Here is a 20,598-nt window from a genome sequence, read left to right as displayed (position 1 = left end):
ATCTAATAATAAAAATTATAATATGAATTTTTATTATTATTGAGTTATATTGCGGATGTAGTTTTATGTGCTTTAGAATTTTTTTGCGATCTTTTTGTTATTAAATAAAATATTTTACGATAACGCAAAACAGAAAAGTCGATTGTATCAGAGGTCTTTCAAATAAAACAAAACACCATTAAGTTGCCAATTTATGTGTTGGTTTAAAAAAGCATCTTTTACAGCACCCAAACTCATTTCCCGACGGCACCTATGAATGATGTAATGATAAGTCCATTTAGCATCACCATCTTTACGTTTATGGAAAAGCAAGCTAGTATCAAATCTCAGACTTTGCCAATCCCCAATGTAGCGACAGCTTTTGGCACTTAAGATGATTCATAAGAGGCATTTTTATTCTTTCTTTAATGTTTTTTATCTCACTGCTCTCCCTCCTTTTGACGTACAAAAGACGCGGTTTTGATTGGTCAACATGGTATAGGTTTAAAATGAGAAAATCTTATGATCCTTGGATCTCTCACTCAACATGACAAAAAGTAAATTATATTTATAAATCAACGTATTGTTCGAATAAAATAGTAGCTCTTTTGAGTGAAGAATATTTTCCAGCGCATATCTGAAAAATAAAAGCCTCATTCGAAAATGAGACTTTTGAATTGTTTAATTCTGCAAAAAATTAAAATTTATAAGCTACACCCACACGGAAATCATTTGTTTTGTAGCCCATTTCAAATTTATCCTGTATGAACTTCTTTTTGCCAAAATCTGAATAACGATATTCTGCACGCACAATAACATTATCAGTCATTGCAAAATCAATACCACCTCCAAGGGTGTAACCAATCATGGTCTTTTTTTCATCATGCAACCAATCAGAAAAATCAACTTCTCCATTTTTGCTATCAGTAACTAACCCAAAAATATTCTGAAGCTGCGTATAAGCAACCCCTCCGGAAATATAAGGCATCATACGCTCAATCGCAAAACCAACTCTCACCCGTGTAGCACCAGCCCATTTTTGTTTTAAGGTATGACGTACAGCTTTAATACGCCTTGTTGAATCATTCTCATGCAAATCTCTTGTTAGACTTTTTTCTTCTGTAGGTTGTGGTTTTTCTTCAGTTGGACTTTTTTCCGGTAGATCGACATCTTTAGAATCCTTTTTACCAGACCACATAATATCCGTATCAATACCTATAATAAAACTATTATCGATATCAATATTGGAACCTGCATAAACTCCCCCTATAAAACCAGAAAGTTTAGGTAAATTCTCCTTTCCAATTGGATTCCATATCCTTGTCTCATCTTTTAAATAACTTGCAGTTGTTTTACCTGAAAAGTTACCAATCTGTCCTCCAAGATAAAATCCTGTCCAAGAAAAAGCAGGCGCTGCAATAACAGGAACAGGCTGTTCAGGAATAGCGATATCCGACGCCTGTACTACAGAAATTGAAATTAAAGAAAATATAGATGTTGAGGCTAAATACTTTGTAATCATAATTGCTCCCCTAAAAGCTAATGTGATACATAAATAATAATAAATCGTTTCACACTTTTTTCAAAAAATCTATAGCAAAAATGACACAGTTGAAAAATTAAAATCTTATTTATAATTTCCTAAAACTATTAATCTATAGTAGCTTTTATAGCTTCATATTGATCATTATTATCCAGAATTATATAAATAATTATAATATCAATTTTTTGAAAAGAATGAGATAAGGCTCATAAAGCATATCATTCACTAAACTAGTCACTCATCGCTTTTTGTATAAAGAATAATACCTAGAATAGCACATTTAACAGAGAAATTTTTTCATCACACTTGAAAAACCACTAGAGAACTTCACCCTAACCCTCTCAAGCGTGTAATGAAATAAAAGACAAAAATTAATATATAAAAATGGAATTAATAATTTTTATTATTCTTATAGAATTATTTTAATGTTTCATGATTTTTGTAAAAACTGAACAGACCAATTGCCCAGTTTCTGCAATTAATTTTTCAACACGAAGCAAATCAGGTTCCCCAACACTATTTAACAAAAGGTCACTTAATCCAGGTGGCATGTCATTGGGATCAAGAGAATCATTTAAGCAAAGCCGTATAATTTGACTCAAATTTGTATAAAGACGATAGGCATAATGTAAATCAGCAATACATGACTGATTAAGAAAACTGTTTGGTAAGTGATCTAAAATATCCGCTGTCGTCGCTCCAATTTGAAACTCAATGACATGCGTAATAAGAGAAAATTGAGCAATAAACTCCAAATCCATAATGCCACCAGACATCGTTTTTAAATCCCATTGATTTTTTGGCGGCTTTTCTTTTGCAATCAAGGAACGCATTTCACACACTTCTTTTGCAACTTCCTTCTTATCACGAGAAATAGCAATAATTGCACACACTTCATTTTCTAGCTTTTGTAAAAAATCAGGATCTCCTGCAATGCCTCGAGCCCTTGTTAAAGCAAGATATTCCCATATCCATGCTTCTTGGCGATAATACTTTTTAAAAAATGGAAAAGAAACAGCAATAGGTCCTTTATTGCCTAACGGCCGTAACCTTAAATCAACGACATAAAGAACACCTTGGCTTGTAAGAGTGGATAAAGCAGAAACGAGGCGCTGTGCTAAACGCGTATAATATTGAGAAATATAAAGAGGCTTTTCTCCATCAGATATTTCTGCATCATCATCGTGTTCATAAAGCAAAACGAGGTCAACATCGGAATCTGCTGTTAATTCACGACTTCCAAGTTTCCCCATACCCAATATGCCAACACGCCCCCCTTTAATACGACCATGAAGACGAGAAAATTCCTCTTGAACGGTAGCAAATGTTTTTGTAATCATAAGATCAGCAAGTGCAGTAAAAGCAAAACCCGCTCTTTCTCCTGTAATTGCACCATTCAAAATTCGAATACCAATCAAAAAACGTTGTTCATCTGCAAAAATCCTTAAATGGTCAAGAATCTCCTCATAAGAAAGAACATTTTCAAGAAAATATTCAAGCCGTTTTTCTAAATACGTTTTTGTTGGTAATTCTGAAAGAATATTTGGGTCTAACATTCCATCAAAAACGTGGGATCTGCGTGTAATAATTTCTGCAAGACGTGGAGCAGCACCCATAATAAGGACAAGCATATCCAAAAGAGAGGGATTAGACTGCAAAAGACTAAAAAGCTGAATTCCTGAAGGTAAGCCCTGTAAAAAACCATCAAAACGCAACATCGCCTCATCAGCTCGTTTTGTCCCACCAAAAGCTTTCAAAAGAGCTGGTGTTAATTCCGTTAATCTCTCGCGTGCTTCGGCTGATTGCGTTGCTTTATAACGACCAAAATGGAGCGTGCGCATAATACGACAAATATCACTTGCTCTTTCGAAGCCTAAACGGCTTAACGTTATTAATGTCTCCGGATCATCTTCTTCACCGGTAAAAACTAAATTACCAATTTCTAAACCAAGTTCTTGCTCATTCTCAAACAGTGCTGCATAATGTTTTTCAACAACCTGAAGTGTTTTTAATAAATCACGGATAAAACTGCTACTGTCTTGATAACCCATTAAATAGGCAACACTTGTGAATTGAGCAGTATCATTTGGAAGAAGATGTGTTTGTTCATCGAAAAGCATTTGAATACGATGTTCCACATTTCGAAGAAAAGCATAACTTTTTATAAGGCTATTTCTCGTTTTCTCACTAATCCAACCAAGCGTGTGAAGTTCTGCTAACATTGCAACTGTCTGACGTCCACGTAATTGAGGAAAACGTCCACCAGCAATGAGTTGCTGTGTCTGAACAAAAAACTCAATCTCACGAATACCACCACGACCTAACTTTATATTATGCCCATAAGCTGCAATTTGACCGTAATTTTTATGCGCATGAATTTGACGTTTGATCGAATGAATATCAGCAATAGCAGCGTAATCTAAATATTTCCGCCACACATAGGGAAACAGCTCTTTGAGAAAGTTAAAACCTGCCCTCTTATCACCAGCAACTGGACGTGCTTTAATCATGGCTGCTCGTTCCCAATTTTGCCCACGCCCTTCGTAATAACGCAATGCAGTCCTTACTGGTAAGGCCAAAGGGGTTGAACCTGGATCTGGACGAAGACGAAAATCAAGACGAAAAACATATCCTTCCGCAGTGCGTTCTTGAATGATACGGATTAATCGGCGTACCATTTTAGAAAATACGTCAACACTTTCAGAAAGATTACCAATATGAGGTGATGTTTCATCAATGAAAACAATAAGATCAATATCAGAAGAATAATTAAGTTCCCCTGCTCCTAACTTTCCCATCCCTAAAATAATTAAACCACAGTCTTTTTCTGGATTCTCACGGCTTAATAAATTGATCTTACCATGATCATGCGCTTCTCTTAATAGAAAACGTAGTGCTACACTTAATGCTGCTTCGCCCAAACGTGTCAACCAAGCACATGAAACTTCGTAAGTAAAAACACCTCCCAAATCAGCTAAAGCAATGAGAACATGCGCTTCTCGTTTTTTGCGCCTTAAAGCAGCCATCAATGAAGTTTCATTTATAGTTTCATCCTTATCGATAGCCGTAATATCATCTATAATTTCGCTCAGCCTTGTTTCTACATCAACATTTAATAAAGCACTAAGATATGATGGATTGGCAATTAAAACCTCACGCAAAAAAGGAGATAAGGTCATAACCGAACTGATAAAATCAATCTGCGTTCCACTCTCTGAAATGATGGAAATAAGCGATTCTAAACCTTCTTTCCTTGCTTGTTCTTCCATGTCTTTTAACCATTGGGAACTACTTTTATCGAGAGGGCATAAAGGGAGAAGCTGTGTTTTTAAAAAAGCTTGTTTCGTCTGCGCTCCCTTGAAAAGCATTTTGCTTTCCTTTCTACTGCTTTATACTTTTAAAATAGTTGTTACGTATGAAAAGAGAAAAGTGAAGAAAAATATCTTTAAGGAAATAACAAAACAGCCCTAAGCCCTGGATTTGCATTTTCAAGTAACAATTCACCCCCGTGAAGCTTCATAACTGCTTTTGCTATACTTAACCCAATCCCAAACCCAGGTTGTGTGCGGCTTTCTTCAAGACGAACAAATCGTTCTGTCACTTTTTCACGTTTATCCTCTGCTATTCCTGGTCCATTATCGCTCACAACAACTAATAAATGTTCATCACGATATTCCATTGATAAGCAAACCTCCGCTTTCCTTTCACCTTTAGAGGCATATTTAATGGCATTATCTATAAGATTAAAAATTGATTGTGCAACAAGCTCACGATTCAACTTAAGCTCTTTATCAAATATATTCCCCAACCGAAGTAAAACACCTGACTCTTCAGCAAAAGGTTCGTAAATCTCAACAGCATCCTCAAGGATCAGTTTCATATTCATCATTTCAAGATGCTCAATTGCACTGCTGGCCTCAATACGTGAAATCATTAAAATTGCATTGAACGTACAAATAAGTTGATCTGATTCTGCAATAACCCTATCAAGGACCTGACGATATTCAAGCTTTGTCTTATTTCCTGAAAGCGCTTCTTCAGCACGATTTCTAAGACGCGTTAACGGCGTTTTCAGGTCATGAGCAATATTATCTGATACTTGACGTAAACCAATATTTAACTCTTCAATGCGGTCTAACATAACATTAAGATTGGTTGACAATCGATCAAACTCATCCCCTACTCCAGAGACAGGTAAACGCCCACTGAAGTCACCATCCATCAAGCGCTGTGATGCAGCCGTTACATGATCAATCCTTTGTAAAGCTCTCCTGCCAACAAAAAACCATATGAGTAAAGCGCCTCCAACCATTGCAGCAAGTGCAATGATCACAGCTTTGCGAATAACAACAGCAAAACGTTCTGGCTCATCCAAATCACGTCCTATAAGAATCTTCATAGCATTAGGTAAATCAACAATAACCGCCAAAGCGCGATGTTCACTTGTTTTGCCATGTTCTCCAAAACGGGAATATAAAAAAGAGGTAGAAATAAAACCACTCTGATTCAAAAGACCTAATTCAATACGTGCTACATTTCCTGCTAAAATACGCCCCATAGAATCCGTGACAAGATAAAGAAATGCTCCTGGTTGTCTTGAACGATAATCAATAGTGCGCATTAATAAGGATAATCCCCCATAATTATAAGCATTTTCAATATACTTTAATTCTTCATGTAAAGCCTGTTCAGTTTGCTCTGTTAACAATGAAGCAGAAAATGCCGTCATATAAATAGAAAGTCCTGTTGCCACCAATCCAAACAATAAAATGTAAAGTGCTGAAAGCCTTAGCGCTGTCGTGCGCATTATATTAATCAAACGATTCATGCTTTGTTATCTGGTACTTTCAGCATATATCCAGCTCCACGCACTGTATGAAGAAGGGGAACATCAAAATCTTTTTCAATTTTGGCTCTCAAACGGGAGATATGGACATCAATGACATTCGTTTGTGGATCAAAATGGTAATTCCAAACATTTTCCAAAAGCATAGTGCGTGTAACAACCTGCCCCGCATAACGCATCAAATATTCAAGTAAACGAAACTCTCGTGGTTGCAATAGAATGTTTCTATCACCCCGTTTTACCGTATGTGCTAACCGATCAAGCTCAAGATTACCTACACAGTAAACAGTTTCTGCTTCTTTAGGATTTTTCCGCCGTTGTAAAACTTCAACACGCGCAAGAAGTTCAGAAAAAGCATAAGGCTTTGTCAAATAATCATCTCCCCCTGCACGCAGCCCCGTTACACGATCATTAACTTGCCCTAAAGCAGACAGGATAAGAACCGGTGTTTCATTGCCTTTAGCGCGCAATTCAGCAATAATAGAAAGACCATCACGATGTAAAAGCATTCGGTCAACAACCATAACGTCATAATTTTCCGTGGTTGCTAAAGCATATCCCGTATCCCCATCATAAGCAACATCAACGGAATGCCCTACTTCCAAAAAAGCTTTTTCGAGATAATGCCCCGTCTCATGATCATCTTCAATAACGAGTATCTTCATAAAACGTATCTCCATTATTTTATTATGTTGTAGGACAAATGTTTAATAAACATTTGTCCTACAAACTAAAGCCTTACTTTTTGAAAATTGGAAGAGCAACAAAACGATTTTGATCATTTGTCCGCACTTGTAAGAGTATAGCCTTTCGTCCTAACTGCTGAGCATTTTTGATTGTGTTAATAATATCAGAGACTCGTTTAACCGGTTTATTATTTACTGTCACAATGACATCACCAGGGCGTATCCCTTTATCTGCAGCATCTGAATCGGTATCGACATCCGTTACGACAACCCCTACACCATCATCAGAAGGCATAACAATCAGACCATAATCTTCCAATGTTTCATCTAAATCACTCTGTCCATTTGAATATTTTGAAGTCTCTTTCTTACTTTCATCTTCAGACATTGAAGCGAGTTTAACCTTGATGCTCTCCTCCTTACCTGATCTCCAAATCCCTATGGTTACCATTTCTCCTGGTTTAATATTTGCAATACGTTTCGCCAGCTCACGCGCATCAGCAATTTTTTCATTATTCACTGAAATAATTACATCACCCGCTTTAATACCAGCCTTTTCTGCCGGTCCTTTTAACGGATCAGTAACTAAAGCACCTTTGGCTTCTTTCAAACCTATTGAATCGGAAATCTCCTTTGTTACCGGCTGAATCTGAACACCTAACCAACCACGTTGAACTGAACCTTTTTCAATAAGTTGTTGTACAACCTGTTTTACAGTCGCAGCCGGAATAGCAAAAGCAATCCCAACATTTCCTCCAGAAGGAGAAAAAATTGCTGTATTAACCCCAACAACCTTTCCATTAAGATCAAACGTTGGACCACCAGAGTTTCCTCTATTAACAGCAGCATCAATCTGAATAAAATCATCGTACACACCAGTGCCAATATCACGTCCACGTGCAGAAACAATACCTGCTGTCACAGTTCCACCAAGACCAAATGGATTCCCAATGGCAACAACCCAATCCCCAACACGAAGCTTTGAATCATCACCAAAATCAACATAGGAAAATTTTCTTTTATCATTCACTTTTAGTACGGCAAGGTCGGTTTTGGGGTCTTTCCCAATGAGCTTTGCATTCAATTCTGTACCATCATCAAGAACAACAGTATAACTTGTTCCATCAGAAATCACATGATCATTGGTCACAATGTAACCATCAGATGAAATAAAAAAACCCGATCCAAAAGCAACAGGACGGAGTCTCTGCGATTGGTGCGGAAATTTATTTTTAGGTTTATCAAAATCATAAAACTCTTTAAAAAATCTTTTTAAAGGATGCTGATCTGGTAATTGATCAAGTCCTGGACCACTAAAAAAGTTGCTAAAGAACCTATCTTCTTTCTTTTTATTGCTCTTTACTTGTACTGCTACAACGGCTGGTTTCACTTGAGCAACAATATCGGCAAATCCCTGTTGTTGCATTAACGAAGTAAATACAGAACTTGCATGAGCCTTTGTCATCCACAAGCTTGATGTACATCCACTAAAAAACAGTGCACTTTCCAATATCGCAGAAAAACTCACTGCGACAAATGTTTTAAAGAAAGCCTTTTTAACCATTTACTCTATGCTCCTATTCAATCATACCTTTATTCCAATTCCGACCACTTATAAAATACCAGACCTTACCGTTTTCTGTCTAAATTATTAAAGTTTTGTAAGGTTTCAGTATTCCCTAATATAATTACAATAAGATTGTATGCTCATTGCAAATGATCTGATTTCTTTTATGTAACATCTTTTTTAATGCAATGACATTTTTGACTGTTCTTTTTCATTCACATAACGCATGATTATTCCGTTTGAAGTGGAAAAATATGATACTTATGCCAGTGATAATAATGATCAAAGGCGAGAACCATAAAAACCAAGTTATTTTATTCAATGGTGGCTTCAAGAGAATAAATTCACCATATCGCTCAACAAGAAAGTCAGTGACTTGCTGATTACTATAGCCCATTTTTAGCCTTTCCCGAATTAAAAGCCGTAAATCACGTGCTAAAGCAGCATCTGAATCATCAATTGATTGATTTTGACAAACCGGACAACGTAAATGCGATGAAATATGGCGTGCTCGCGCTTCAAGAATCTTATCCTTTAAAATCTCATCCGGCTCTACTGCTATTGCTAATTGAAAAGGAAACGTTGCAATTAAAAAAAATACAATCCAAAGAATTTTTTTCATCTCAATGTCTTTTCCAAAAATTTAAAGCAAGCACTACCCTATTGTACATGCCAATGCGAAACCAATACCCCAGAAGAGAAAGACATCCCCCCATAGCCATCATGAATGCCCCTAACCAAATACATATTACATAAGGCTTCCACCATACGTGCACAACAAGACCCCGATTATCGATATGTCCCGGTACAATATATAGCTGCGATAAGCCATGATTTTTCAGACCAACTTCTGTTGTTGATGTATTTTGACTTGAGTAAAATCGCTTTGAGGCTGTTACATGACCCACAATGTTTTTATTTTCATATATTTTAAAATAAAACTCCATTGTCGAATAATTCGAACCAACACCATCATACACTGCATCAAAATGAAGCGTTTTATCCGCTATCGTCACCCTATCCCCTATGTTCATGATTAAAATACGTTCTTGCCCAAAACTTGCCACACAAACAATACCAAATAGTGTAACGCCTAATCCCATATGTGCTATTGCTGCACCAAAAGTAGACCATGGCAATCCAAGAAATCTCTTAACGCGTACTGAAAAAGCTCTCTTGCCATATCCACTCTTTCCCCATAGATCCGCTAAACTGCCTAAAAAAACAAACGCTGAAAGCCCAATCCCTAAAACTGCAAAAATATCACGCACAGATGCCGCATAGAATATTATAAAACAGACGATACCAACGAATACAAAAACAAACCATAACCGTTCAAAAACTGCAAGAAAATCACCGCGTTTCCATGCCATCATTGTCCCAAACGGAACAAACAACAACAGCAAAACCATTAGCGGTCCACAGGTAAGGTTAAAAAAAGCAGCCCCTACAGAAATTTTTTGCCCAGTTAATATCTCAATAAAATAAGGATAAAGCGTACCAATCAATACTGTTGCTGTTATTGTTGTAAGTAACAAATTATTTAAAACAATAAACCCTTCACGTGAAATTGGTTGAAAAAATCTTTCTGTTTTTAAAATAGGGGTGCGCAAAGCAAAAAGAAAAAAAGCCGCTCCTGTAAAAAAAAAGAAAAGCGCAAGCATTGCCTGCCCCCGTGCTGGATCAACAGCAAAACTATGAACAGAAATTAAAAGCCCAGAACGCACAAGAAAAGTTCCCATCAGAGAAAGGGAAAAAGTAAGCAGCGCTAAAAACAAAGTCCAACTTTTCAATATTTCTCGTTTTTCGAGAACAAGAGCAGAATGTAAAAGAGCCGTTCCTGAAAGCCAAGGCATAAACGAAACATTTTCAACAGGATCCCAAAACCAATAGCCGCCCCATCCTAGCTCATAATAAGCCCAATAGGAGCCAACCATAATACCCAATGTCAAAAAACACCAAGAAAGTAAAAGCCACGGACGAATTCCACGCGCCCAAATTCTATCAACATGTCCCATAATCAATGCCGCAACGGCAAAAGAAAAACAAAGTGAAAAACCAACATAACCTAAATAAAGTAGCGGTGGATGAATTGCTAATGCGATATCTTGTAAAAGAGGATTGAGACCATTTCCCTGCAATGCTGGTGGATTCACGCGTAAAAATGGATTGGATACAAAAAGAATAAATAAAAGAAAAGCAGTTGTAATCCAACTTTGGCAAATTAAAACAAGCGTCTTAAAATCTTCTGGCAAATGTTGGCTAAAAAAAGCCATCAATGCGCTAAAAAAAGCAAGACTTAAAACCCATAACAACATAGAGCCTTCGTGATTTCCCCAAACACCTGTAATTTTATAGAGCATCGGTTTTTCTGAATGAGAATTCTCAACAACGTTCAAAACAGAAAAATCAGATACGACATAAGCATAAATTATCACTAAAAAAGATAAAAGTAGTAATGTAAAAGTGATATATGTTAGAGGAACAGCTGTTTGCATTAACAAACGCTCTCTCCACCAAAAACCTAAAGCAGGTAAAAACGCCCCTAATAAGCTTACTGAAAATGCTGCAGCTAAAAAAATATGACCCAGTTCGACAAGCACAATCGAATTATTTCTCCATAATGTAATGTTTTTTCAAACGATCAGCTGTTTCTTTAGGCATATAAGTTTCATCATGTTTTGCTAAAATACGCATCCCTATAAAAAAGCCCTGTTTATCGAAATGCCCTTCTACAATCACCCCCTGACCTTCACGAAAAAGATCCGGTAAGGCACCATTGAAAACCACTTTTTCATGTTTTTTGTTATCCGTTACAAAAAAAATAACGCCTCTCTCTCCAACATATTGAACGGTTCCCTTTTCAACAAAGCCACCCAAACGCAAAGGGCGCTCCGTTAAAATATCTTCTCTTGTAATTTCAGAGGGCATTCTAAAAAAACTGACCGCATGACGCATTGCATACACTATGAGACTTGCTGCAATTGTCATAACCAAACAACATAATAATATGATCAGTAAGCGCCTTTTTTTTCGCTGCTCTAAAATAACCTTCCATGAGGCAGAACTCTTTAAAGATTGACTGTTCATAGACACTCTGCGAAAAAAGTTTAAATACGTTATAATTAAGTATCAATATTTTATTTTTTAAGAGCTTTGCACATCTTCTACATAGGTGCAAGATTTCTTTTCTCTGTATGCTCACTCGATAAATCACGTAACTGAATCATCATTTTTTTAACACGTGATTGTCCTGAAAAATTTTCAGGCATTGTATCAAGAAAGCTTTGTAAAAATTGCACTGCCTGCGCAGTTTTTCCTGCTTGATGCAATGCATCGGCCAACAACAAACGTGGATAAAAATCTGTTGGGGCTAAATCTGCTGCTTTTTGAAAGGCATTTTGCGCTTCTTGCGTTATCACCCCCCCTTCATAACCAACCAATGCTAAACCGTATCCGACAAGCCTTGGAGCTGTTTCTCCATTCAAACGAAGTGCATCTAAATAAGTATTCACAGCTTCTTGAAAAAGGCTTTCTTCGAGATACCCTACCGCTAACGCATCTGCTAGCTTGCCATCGTGAGGTGCACGGAAAAAAAGCACTTGTAAACGAATAAGCTTTTCTTGCTTACTGAGAGTTTTAGGATCCTTATCCATTAATTCGCTAAAAAAATAACTTTTCACTTCTGGATTGCCTGTCAGCCCATAAATACTCCATGTCATCAGAAGAACAAACAAAATACTCAAAGCCTTAAGAATATTTCTTTTTTTATAATTCATATAAAGCTTGTTAAACTCAATCATACGCTTATGGCTTCTATAACCATCTACGGTTTCAACTGTCCATTCTTTCTTTATCTCATCGTCAAAACGTAGTGAAAGAAAAAGAATACTTGCCAGAAAAGTCAGAAAAAATGCTGCAAAAATTAATAAGAGCATATCGTTTTTTTCCAATACGAACAGAGAATAACTCGCTTACATTTTATCCTCTTCATAAGAAGAGTGATGTGAATTAATAAAAATTCATTTTTTCATGGAGAATATTATAAATATCTATCATATATATCAATTAAGCAAAGAAACTAAAAACAATGTTTCCCTACTCTTTATGTATTGTCTAAAATACTGTTTTATAAACTTTATAGACATTTCTTGCTTAAGAAGAAAATATGTTATTCTCCCATCTTAGGTAACAAAACTTTTGCATACAATCCACCCAAATCAGAACGTGATAAAAAGAGATTGCCACCATATTCACTGACCATATCTGAAACAATTGCTAACCCTAAGCCTGCCCCTAGTTTACTTTCATTAAACCGCCGCCCTCTTTTTAATGCTTCATCAATTTTGTCTTCTGTTAAACCAGGACCATCATCTTCTACAAAGATACTAAAATATTCTTTTTCTTCAACATTTTCTTCTAAACAACAAGAGATCAAAACCTTTGCTCGAGACCACTGAGTAGCATTTTCAATCAAATTCCCTACAATTTCTTCTAAATCTTCCTTCTCTCCAGAAAAAACAATATCATCAACATCCATAATAAATTGAATTTGTTTTTCAGGATTAAGCTTTTTCATAACCCGCACCAAACGTTCAAGCACACTGCGAACAGACGTATGATAGACAATACTATCGCATTGTGCTGCAATCCGTGCACGCTGAAGATAATGATTGATTTGAGCTTGCATTATTTGCGTTTGCTCTCTCAACAAACAAGCCTTTTCTCCGCGCATCTTATCTGTCTCATTCATAATCACGGATAGAGGCGTCTTCAATGAATGCGCGAGATTACCAACTTGTGTGCGAAATCGCTCAATAATACGCTGATTATTATTAATGAGAGCATTCATCTCTTGTACAAGCGGCATCACTTCGCTTACTAAATCCGTATTCACATAATGAACTCTTCCTTCGCGAATATCATTCAATGCGTGTCGAATAAGCTTCAACGGTTGAAAACTAAAGAAAATAATAGCAATATTAATAAGAACACTCCCGATACCGAAACTCCAAAGAAAAATTTGCAAAGTTCGCGTAAATTCCTTTACCTGGGCATGAGCTTCATCGATATTCCCAACAAGCCGAAAACGTGCAATATGATTTTTATTATCAAGAACAACATCACTCTCAATCACTTGTAACTTTTGACCATTGTTCCCCGTTATCCGATAAGAGCGAAAGAATTTATTGTCAAAAGGTATATCAACATCACTTGGTGTAAATATCTCGCCTGTTCCCAATGATGGGGATGTCAATCTTCCTTTTAAATTATGGGATATCGCAACAACTTCCCAATACCATCCTGTTGTTGGATCAGAATAACGAATATCATCAATCCCAGCCCCTCCTATCAAAGTACCTTCCGATGACACCGTCACTGTTGCAATAAGACTGTAGAGTTGAGCAGAAAGGATACGCTCTAGGCTTTGTTCAGTTGAACGCTTATAAAATAAAATACTTACTGCAGAAATCGATAAAAGAGAAATAACAACCCATAATGTTGATAAGATCATAACACGTAAACTGAGAGATCGAGTAATTACAAAAAAGAACCTCCTACACCAATTATTCTCTTCAAAAACATTCATTAATCACCTAGCATTCTCACGCGATACCCCATTCCTCGAATAGTTTCAATCAAATCCACTCCAAGCTTTTTCCGTAACCGACCTACAAAGACTTCCACCGTATTCGAGTCCTTATCAAAATCCTGATCATAAAGATGTTCTGTAAGCTCTGTTCTTGAAATGACCCTGTCACAATGATGCATGAGATACGAAAGCAGTCTGAATTCATAAGATGTTAGTTTAATCAATTGACCATCTACAAAAACACGAGACGTCTTTGTATCCAACAAAACATTTCCGCAACATAATGCACTTGTCGCATGTCCCGTAGTGCGACGAATTAATGCTCGCAAACGTGCCATCACTTCCTCCAAATGAAATGGCTTCACAACATAATCGTCAGCTCCAGCATCAATACCGTGCACCTTATCAGACCAACGGTCTCGCGCCGTTAGCATTAAAACAGGCATGGAGAGCCCTTCTTGACGCCACTTTTCAACAACACTAATACCATCAATCTGCGGTAAACCTATATCAAGTATCACCGCGTCGTAAGACTCTGTGCTCCCTAAAAAATAAGCCTCTTCACCATCGAAAGCACTATCGGAAACATATCCTGCACGTCTTACAGCTTCTACTAATTGATGGTGAAGATTCCGATCATCTTCAACGATTAAGATACGCATCACAACACCATCTGCCAAAAACTAATCAGCAGGAACAAAAAACTCAACACGACGTAACTTTTCACCATTACGGGCTGGTACAACAACTACAATTGCACACATGTCCTTTCCATCCTGAACAACCGGTTTTGAACGGACGAGAACCCCGCTCTCTTGCGCGGCAGCCTTCTTACCTACTTCAGCACACCCAGAAGCTAGAACAGAATCTGCTCCTAAAAAAGCTGCTATTATTACGAACAAGAATTTTTTTTTCATCATAAATATTTCAATAACCCATCTCTTCTCCTTGATAAAGGATAAAAGAAATAATGGTTTTTTTCAGTCGATTTAAAAATCACAAATGGAAATAATTTATCCTCTATCTTACAGAAGAACATATTAACATTACTCCAAATTTTTAAAAAATCAAAAAAATATTTTTAATAATGAGAATAAAATTTATTCAATAAAATAATAAAATATTAATACACTATCTTACGAAAAATGAATAATTCTAAAATAAACTCTTTCTCTGTTAGCACTATAGCAAAAAAATACTTCTACTCCATATAATTATTGTAGATTTGTTTGGTTGTATTTCTTTGCCATAGGCTCTCTTTAAATGTTTGATTTTTTTAAAAAAAAGAAAGGGCAACATCGTAAGCCATTTCACAGTCCTGCTCTCATTGAATTAGACGCACGATTAGACACAGCGCTTTATCACATTCGTTCTGCTAATAGTTTTTTCTGGAAAAAGGCAAAAATCGTCTCACAAAATTTTCATCTTCAAGGATGGAAACGTTTTATCGTTGAAGTTCTCGATGAAATACTGACATTAGGGTTGATGGGATTTACTCTTTTCACTATTTTGGGCATTTCTGTTTTTGAAGTGACCAAAACAGATTGGTCTTCTCCTAAAAACTTTTCCATTCTTTTTCTAGATCGCTATGGAAATTCCATTGGGCACCGTGGTGCACTGCCGGCGATCTCTGTCCCCGTTGAAGAAATGCCTGACACTGTTATTAAAGCGGTTCTCGCTACAGAAGACCGTCGTTTTTTTGATCATTGGGGCATTGATTTTCAAGGACTTACACGGGCAATTTCACAAAATATGCAAGCTAAAGGTGTGGTGCAAGGTGGTTCAACTCTCACACAACAATTGGCTAAAAATTTATTTTTAACAAACGAAAGAACCATAACACGTAAAATTAAAGAAGCTTATCTTGCTCTTTGGCTAGAAGCAAATTTTAGCAAAAAGCAGATTTTACAACTTTACCTTGACCGAGCCTATATGGGAGGAAACAATTTTGGTATTGCCGCAGCGGCAAAATTTTATTTTGGAAAAAACATACGTCATGTCTCTTTAAGTGAATCTGCTATGTTAGCAGGACTCTTTAAAGCTCCAACAAAATATGCTCCTCATAGTCATCTCTTTGCGGCTCAAACACGTGCCAATATCGTCCTTTCTAATCTTGTTAATAGTGGCTTTATGACGAAGAGCCAGATTATCAATGCGCATCGCCACCCTGCTAGGGCACTTCCCCAAATAGAAAATAATCAGCCTGATTATTTTCTTGATTGGGCATTCGAGGAAGTCAAAAAAATGCGCAATCAACTTCCAAGCCATAGTTTAATTATTCAAACGACTCTTGATCCAAATATTCAAAAAGAAGCAGAAGAATCAATTGCATATCATTTACATCAGTATGGTCAACAATATCGCGTAACACAAGCTTCCACTGTTATACTCGATAATAACGGTGCCGTATGCGCAATTGTTGGAGGACAAGATTATAAAAAGAGCCAATTTAACAGAGCAACACAAGGCGGACGACAAACTGGTTCTTCATTCAAACCTTATGTTTACGCAACCGCACTGGAACACGGACTTTCTCCCTCAACAATCGTTTTAGATGCTCCGATCAATTGGGGAGGTTGGACACCAAAAAATAATTCTGGTCGTTATTTGGGGAAAATTGATTTAGCAACAGCTTTAGCTTTTTCTATTAATACAGTCCCTGTGTATCTCACCTATCAATATCTTCACCGCGATACCCAACCTATCATAGATCTCATCAAGAATATGGGGATTAACGCGCATATTTTATCACACAAAACGATGGTTCTGGGCACTTCCAACATGACCCCCATGGATCAAGCAACTGGCTTTAATGTCTTTGCGAATGGCGGAATAGCTGGTAATCGTCATGGGTTCACGCAAATCAGAACAATTGATGGGCATGTGGTATGGGATTTCGAGCATAACGGAAATAAGTTACACCGAGTTCTCAGCAGACAATCAGCTGCTTATATGAACCAAATGATGGTGGGTGTCACAACACGAGGGTCTGGTAAGCGTGCTGCTCTGCCCATGACTCTTGTCGCTGGGAAAACTGGAACATCACAATCCTATCGTGATGCTTGGTTTGTTGGCTTTACTGGCAATTATACTGGAGCGGTATGGATGGGAAATGATAACTTTTCACCGATGAATCGTGCTTTTGGGGGTGGAGTCCCTGCCATGATATGGCAACGCATCATGCTTGCTGCACACCAAAATATTATGCTCAAACAACTCTATGGTGTTAAAGATTCTCTTCTTCCTTATCATCCCCCAATACTTTCCTCCCATGCAAATTCTGAATTTTTTTCCCCAATACCCTCTACGCTTTCTCCTGAAACATTGAATATTGTGCGATTGATTAACAAAGATCTGAAAAAACCATCTGCAATTTCTTTGAAGGTGAAAACAACTGGAGATTCAACATTTTGAATTCAAGATATTCACTGATGTTTTTTAATATCACCATTTTCTTTTTTATCTTCGCTTTTTCCATTTTATGTGGAAAACTGAGTGTCGATTATGTGCTCAATTCCTTTCCTCATTTTGAACGCTTTAGAATTGGAAAATGGAGTGCTTATCCAAAAATGGGAACCGCCAATATGGATCCTTATACCCGCGCCCGCACGACCAAACGAGGCATTGTTTCACTCGGACGCACTGAAGGTCTTCAATTCCAGATTTGGCAAGACAACCAAGGGCGTCCACTCCACCCCCACTGTCATTATTTACTCAAAGGCACCATCCCTGAAACTCGTCTTTTCACCCTTTATACAGCTGACAAATCCCTAAAACCCTATACTTCATCCAAAGAAATACCTTTTGAACTCCACACGAATGCTATTATTTATGAGCATGATGGCTCATTGCGCATCAATATTTCACCTACACCGCAAGCCGGCAATTGGCTTGCAACAGTTAGTCAAAAAGAATTCGGGCTTATTCTTACCTTATACGATACCTCAATCATCTCTGCAACGGCATTACAAAAGCTTACAATGCCATCAATAGAACAAATTCCATCAGGACAAATAAATTGTGACTAGATTTATTCATACCGCACTTCTTGCAATCATTGGCGCTATTATCGTTCATATTTGCGTTCTCTTTCTGATCCCCTATTGGACACAAAATAATATATGGACAGCACTTAAAAAATCCGGAGCCCCTTATCAATTTGTTGCTTTTACTCCCGATAATCCTATTCAACAATCTGCTGATCCCCTCTTTCTTCTTAAAGTCTGCAGATTTAATCTTGAAAATGGACCTGTTCATTTAAAAGCTTTGAAAACACGACAATTTTGGTCACTAGCAGCTTACACACACAAAGGAATTATTTTCTATAGCCTTAATGACCGAACAGCCCCTGATAATACACTCGATCTTATCATTGGAAAACCAATACAAATCATAGAACTCAAAAAATCAAAACCTAAAAAAAATGCCAATTCAGTTTTGGTTGCTAAAAATTTGAATGAAGGTTTTGTCATTTTACGTATTTTTGCCCCTTCTTCACTTGCAAAAAAAGAAAATGAAGCTTTTCTTTCATCTGCGACCTGCCGCATATTTTATGAATAAAAACGGAGTAACCTCTCATTTGTACAATACCTTACTTTCTATACAAAATACATGAAGCCTATCAAAATGGTTATCTTTTTCTCTATTAATTGAATCTTCGAATTCAGATTTATCTGATTATAAATCCCTCAATTTTTTATTGAGATAGAATGAAATCTCTATTGCACATCATCATATCCTATTTGATTACGCATTATCTGACAGAAAAAACTCCCAGCAATCAGAAGAGAAAATCAAGAGTAAAGTTCTAGAAAAATATGCTGCTAACAACCGTAAAACTTGTTATTTGAGTTTATTTCTTTTTATTTACAAACATTCCCATAAAATTCGCATCAATGACATGATAAACTATAGAAAAAATACTGATTACCTTCAATGAAGTGCAAAAATAATCGCTGGAAACTTATAAGACATTATGCATCCTTGACCTCAAAAATAAGTGCTTTATTTTTGTTTTATGAGCATAAGCTTTTTGTAAGATATGCACTCTGAAAAAACTTGGCTTATAGTTTACAATTGAGGGGAAAAACTTCATGAAGAAGAGATATGTTCGGTTCATTTCAAGAGCAGCAGTATGGTCCCCTCGATTTGGTGGATTGTCGTTCTTTGTTTTATTATTTTCAGTCATTTTACAACGTTTTTCCGTCATTAACGTAACCGACTTCATAATTTTGATCGGAATCTCTACTGGCTGTGTGATTATTTCTCTTTTTCTTGCTTTAAAAGCACTTTACAGCTTATGGGTCTATGGAGCCCTAGGGGGAATGAAAGCTTTAAAAGGGATCATTTATTCGGTAATAACGACTACACCATTGATGCTCTTTTTTGGACTTTGGTTTACCTTACCGGCTCTTTACGATATTTCTACCGATACACAAAGCCCGCCGGCTTTTTTTCGCACAATACGTCCCAGCGATGCTTTACCGCTCAAAAGTGTTTTGACTGAACAAGCAACATTACAGATGTCACAATGGCCAGAAATATCGGGGCGCCGTTATGATGGTTCACCTGACCGTATTCGCGAATCTGTTCTCAATGTTTTAGCAGCCTATGATTGGCCTGTTGTGGCTCAACGAGAGTTTAAAGGTGAAGAAAATGCGCTTTATATTGAAACGAGAGCTAAAACTTTTTACCTTGGGTTTATTTCGGATATCGTGATACGCTTAACTGATGAAGGGGATACAACTTTTGTTGATATGCGTTCTGCTTCTCGTTATTTGCCAAGAGATTTGGGGACAAATGCTGCTTTTATTATCGATTTTATGGATGCCCTTGATACGGAAATCGCTTCCCTTCCTCTTTCACAAGAAGATGAATAACGATCAAGAGCGAGAGAGAAGACACTTTATTTCACAAAAATTGCTTATTTTTCAATAAACATGATACATAAGCAAACAATCACTTTTCAAAAGCTATAAACTAAAAATTCTTATACAAAAGATAATATTCTCAAACCTAACCATTCTTGAAATAATGAAAAAGATTAAAAAAATAGGAAATAAAAAACAGAAATATTGATAATAATATTAAAGTCTCTGTCTAACTGTAATCAGTAAATATTTTTTAAAGTTTAATATTAAATAAATTATTATAAAACTCATATCAAAAACATTATTATATAAAGATAATAAATAATCAGTTTTCATATAAATAACGTATACAAATAAAAACTGTTATAGAAAGTAATATAACAAATATAATGAACAAAAATGTGCTTAAAAACATTTTTTTCACAATTTCTTTGTTACTATAACCTTTAAATTTATACTGTAAAAACATGGCATAGAAAAATATAAAGAAAAAACATGTAGAAGATAATAATTT

At 36.6% G+C, this 20,598-nt stretch carries 16 protein-coding genes; 4 read left to right on the top strand and 12 right to left on the bottom strand.

Annotated features, from left to right (window positions below; translation table 11 throughout):
- Positions 1-676 precede the first annotated feature (676 nt).
- From PVV63_RS08870 to PVV63_RS08815, 12 genes are all read right to left on the bottom strand, one after another.
- On the bottom strand, positions 677-1,501 hold the full coding sequence (locus PVV63_RS08870; RefSeq protein ID WP_273791555.1) for an outer membrane protein: 825 nt from the start codon (positions 1,499-1,501) through the stop codon (positions 677-679).
- 443 nt (positions 1,502-1,944) lie between these two features.
- Positions 1,945-4,890, bottom strand: a complete 2,946-nt coding sequence (locus PVV63_RS08865) for a bifunctional [glutamine synthetase] adenylyltransferase/[glutamine synthetase]-adenylyl-L-tyrosine phosphorylase (protein ID WP_273791554.1) — start codon at positions 4,888-4,890, stop codon at positions 1,945-1,947.
- Between the two features lie 77 nt (positions 4,891-4,967).
- Positions 4,968-6,350, bottom strand: coding sequence for a HAMP domain-containing sensor histidine kinase (locus PVV63_RS08860; protein WP_273791553.1), 1,383 nt, complete (start codon positions 6,348-6,350; stop codon positions 4,968-4,970).
- Positions 6,347-7,033: a response regulator transcription factor gene (locus PVV63_RS08855; RefSeq protein WP_273791552.1), complete on the bottom strand. Its 687-nt coding sequence runs from the start codon at positions 7,031-7,033 to the stop codon at positions 6,347-6,349. Before PVV63_RS08855 ends, PVV63_RS08860 begins: the two co-directional genes overlap by 4 nt.
- Before the next feature lie 73 nt (positions 7,034-7,106).
- On the bottom strand, positions 7,107-8,618 hold the full coding sequence (locus PVV63_RS08850; protein ID WP_273791551.1) for a Do family serine endopeptidase: 1,512 nt from the start codon (positions 8,616-8,618) through the stop codon (positions 7,107-7,109).
- A 214-nt stretch (positions 8,619-8,832) separates the two neighbouring features.
- Complete coding sequence (locus PVV63_RS08845) at positions 8,833-9,243, bottom strand: cytochrome c-type biogenesis protein (protein ID WP_273791550.1); 411 nt, start codon at positions 9,241-9,243, stop codon at positions 8,833-8,835.
- Position 9,244: 1 nt separating this feature from the next.
- Positions 9,245-11,224, bottom strand: coding sequence for a heme lyase CcmF/NrfE family subunit (locus PVV63_RS08840; RefSeq protein ID WP_273791549.1), 1,980 nt, complete (start codon positions 11,222-11,224; stop codon positions 9,245-9,247).
- Positions 11,225-11,231: 7 nt separating this feature from the next.
- Positions 11,232-11,711 carry a cytochrome c maturation protein CcmE gene (gene ccmE, locus PVV63_RS08835; protein ID WP_273791548.1) on the bottom strand — a complete coding sequence of 160 codons (480 nt, stop codon included), beginning with the start codon at positions 11,709-11,711 and terminating at the stop codon, positions 11,232-11,234.
- Positions 11,712-11,788: 77 nt separating this feature from the next.
- Complete coding sequence (locus tag PVV63_RS08830) at positions 11,789-12,559, bottom strand: tetratricopeptide repeat protein (RefSeq protein WP_273791547.1); 771 nt, start codon at positions 12,557-12,559, stop codon at positions 11,789-11,791.
- Between the two features lie 233 nt (positions 12,560-12,792).
- Entirely contained in the window at positions 12,793-14,211 is a 1,419-nt protein-coding gene (locus tag PVV63_RS08825) for an ATP-binding protein (protein WP_273791546.1), read from the bottom strand.
- Complete coding sequence (locus tag PVV63_RS08820; RefSeq protein WP_273791556.1) at positions 14,211-14,876, bottom strand: response regulator transcription factor; 666 nt, start codon at positions 14,874-14,876, stop codon at positions 14,211-14,213. Before PVV63_RS08820 ends, PVV63_RS08825 begins: the two co-directional genes overlap by 1 nt.
- A gap of 21 nt (positions 14,877-14,897) precedes the next feature.
- Positions 14,898-15,134, bottom strand: coding sequence for a hypothetical protein (locus PVV63_RS08815; protein WP_273723886.1), 237 nt, complete (start codon positions 15,132-15,134; stop codon positions 14,898-14,900).
- A 343-nt stretch (positions 15,135-15,477) separates the two neighbouring features.
- Between PVV63_RS08815 and PVV63_RS08810 the strand changes: the two genes are divergently transcribed.
- From PVV63_RS08810 to PVV63_RS08795, 4 genes are all read left to right on the top strand, one after another.
- Entirely contained in the window at positions 15,478-17,628 is a 2,151-nt protein-coding gene (locus tag PVV63_RS08810; RefSeq protein WP_273791545.1) for a transglycosylase domain-containing protein, read from the top strand.
- A 17-nt stretch (positions 17,629-17,645) separates the two neighbouring features.
- Positions 17,646-18,242 carry a DUF1214 domain-containing protein gene (locus tag PVV63_RS08805; RefSeq protein WP_273791544.1) on the top strand — a complete coding sequence of 199 codons (597 nt, stop codon included), beginning with the start codon at positions 17,646-17,648 and terminating at the stop codon, positions 18,240-18,242.
- A complete protein-coding gene (locus PVV63_RS08800) occupies positions 18,235-18,774 on the top strand; it encodes a hypothetical protein (protein ID WP_273791543.1) in 540 nt (179 codons plus the stop codon). Before PVV63_RS08805 ends, PVV63_RS08800 begins: the two co-directional genes overlap by 8 nt.
- Positions 18,775-19,307: 533 nt before the next feature.
- Positions 19,308-20,093, top strand: a complete 786-nt coding sequence (locus tag PVV63_RS08795; protein WP_273791542.1) for a DUF1499 domain-containing protein — start codon at positions 19,308-19,310, stop codon at positions 20,091-20,093.
- Positions 20,094-20,598 lie beyond the last annotated feature (505 nt).

Origin of the sequence: Bartonella sp. CM31XJBT (assembly GCF_028618555.1) — a bacterium.
In the GTDB taxonomy this organism is placed as follows: domain Bacteria; phylum Pseudomonadota; class Alphaproteobacteria; order Rhizobiales; family Rhizobiaceae; genus Bartonella.
This window is presented reverse-complemented; position numbering and strand designations above follow the sequence as displayed.

Bases quoted from the DNA above. Each gene is read 5' to 3' on its own strand.
- PVV63_RS08870 (WP_273791555.1), bottom strand. From the start codon at position 1,501: ATGATTACAAAGTATTTAGCCTCAACATCTATATTTTCTTTAATTTCA.
- PVV63_RS08865 (WP_273791554.1), bottom strand. From the start codon at position 4,890: ATGCTTTTCAAGGGAGCGCAGACGAAACAAGCTTTTTTAAAAACACAG.
- PVV63_RS08860 (WP_273791553.1), bottom strand. From the start codon at position 6,350: ATGAATCGTTTGATTAATATAATGCGCACGACAGCGCTAAGGCTTTCA.
- PVV63_RS08855 (WP_273791552.1), bottom strand. From the start codon at position 7,033: ATGAAGATACTCGTTATTGAAGATGATCATGAGACGGGGCATTATCTC.
- PVV63_RS08850 (WP_273791551.1), bottom strand. From the start codon at position 8,618: ATGGTTAAAAAGGCTTTCTTTAAAACATTTGTCGCAGTGAGTTTTTCT.
- PVV63_RS08845 (WP_273791550.1), bottom strand. From the start codon at position 9,243: ATGAAAAAAATTCTTTGGATTGTATTTTTTTTAATTGCAACGTTTCCT.
- ccmE (WP_273791548.1), bottom strand. From the start codon at position 11,711: ATGAACAGTCAATCTTTAAAGAGTTCTGCCTCATGGAAGGTTATTTTA.
- PVV63_RS08830 (WP_273791547.1), bottom strand. From the start codon at position 12,559: ATGCTCTTATTAATTTTTGCAGCATTTTTTCTGACTTTTCTGGCAAGT.
- PVV63_RS08825 (WP_273791546.1), bottom strand. From the start codon at position 14,211: ATGAATGTTTTTGAAGAGAATAATTGGTGTAGGAGGTTCTTTTTTGTA.
- PVV63_RS08820 (WP_273791556.1), bottom strand. From the start codon at position 14,876: ATGCGTATCTTAATCGTTGAAGATGATCGGAATCTTCACCATCAATTA.
- PVV63_RS08815 (WP_273723886.1), bottom strand. From the start codon at position 15,134: ATGATGAAAAAAAAATTCTTGTTCGTAATAATAGCAGCTTTTTTAGGA.
- PVV63_RS08810 (WP_273791545.1), top strand. From the start codon at position 15,478: ATGTTTGATTTTTTTAAAAAAAAGAAAGGGCAACATCGTAAGCCATTT.
- PVV63_RS08805 (WP_273791544.1), top strand. From the start codon at position 17,646: ATGTTTTTTAATATCACCATTTTCTTTTTTATCTTCGCTTTTTCCATT.
- PVV63_RS08795 (WP_273791542.1), top strand. From the start codon at position 19,308: ATGAAGAAGAGATATGTTCGGTTCATTTCAAGAGCAGCAGTATGGTCC.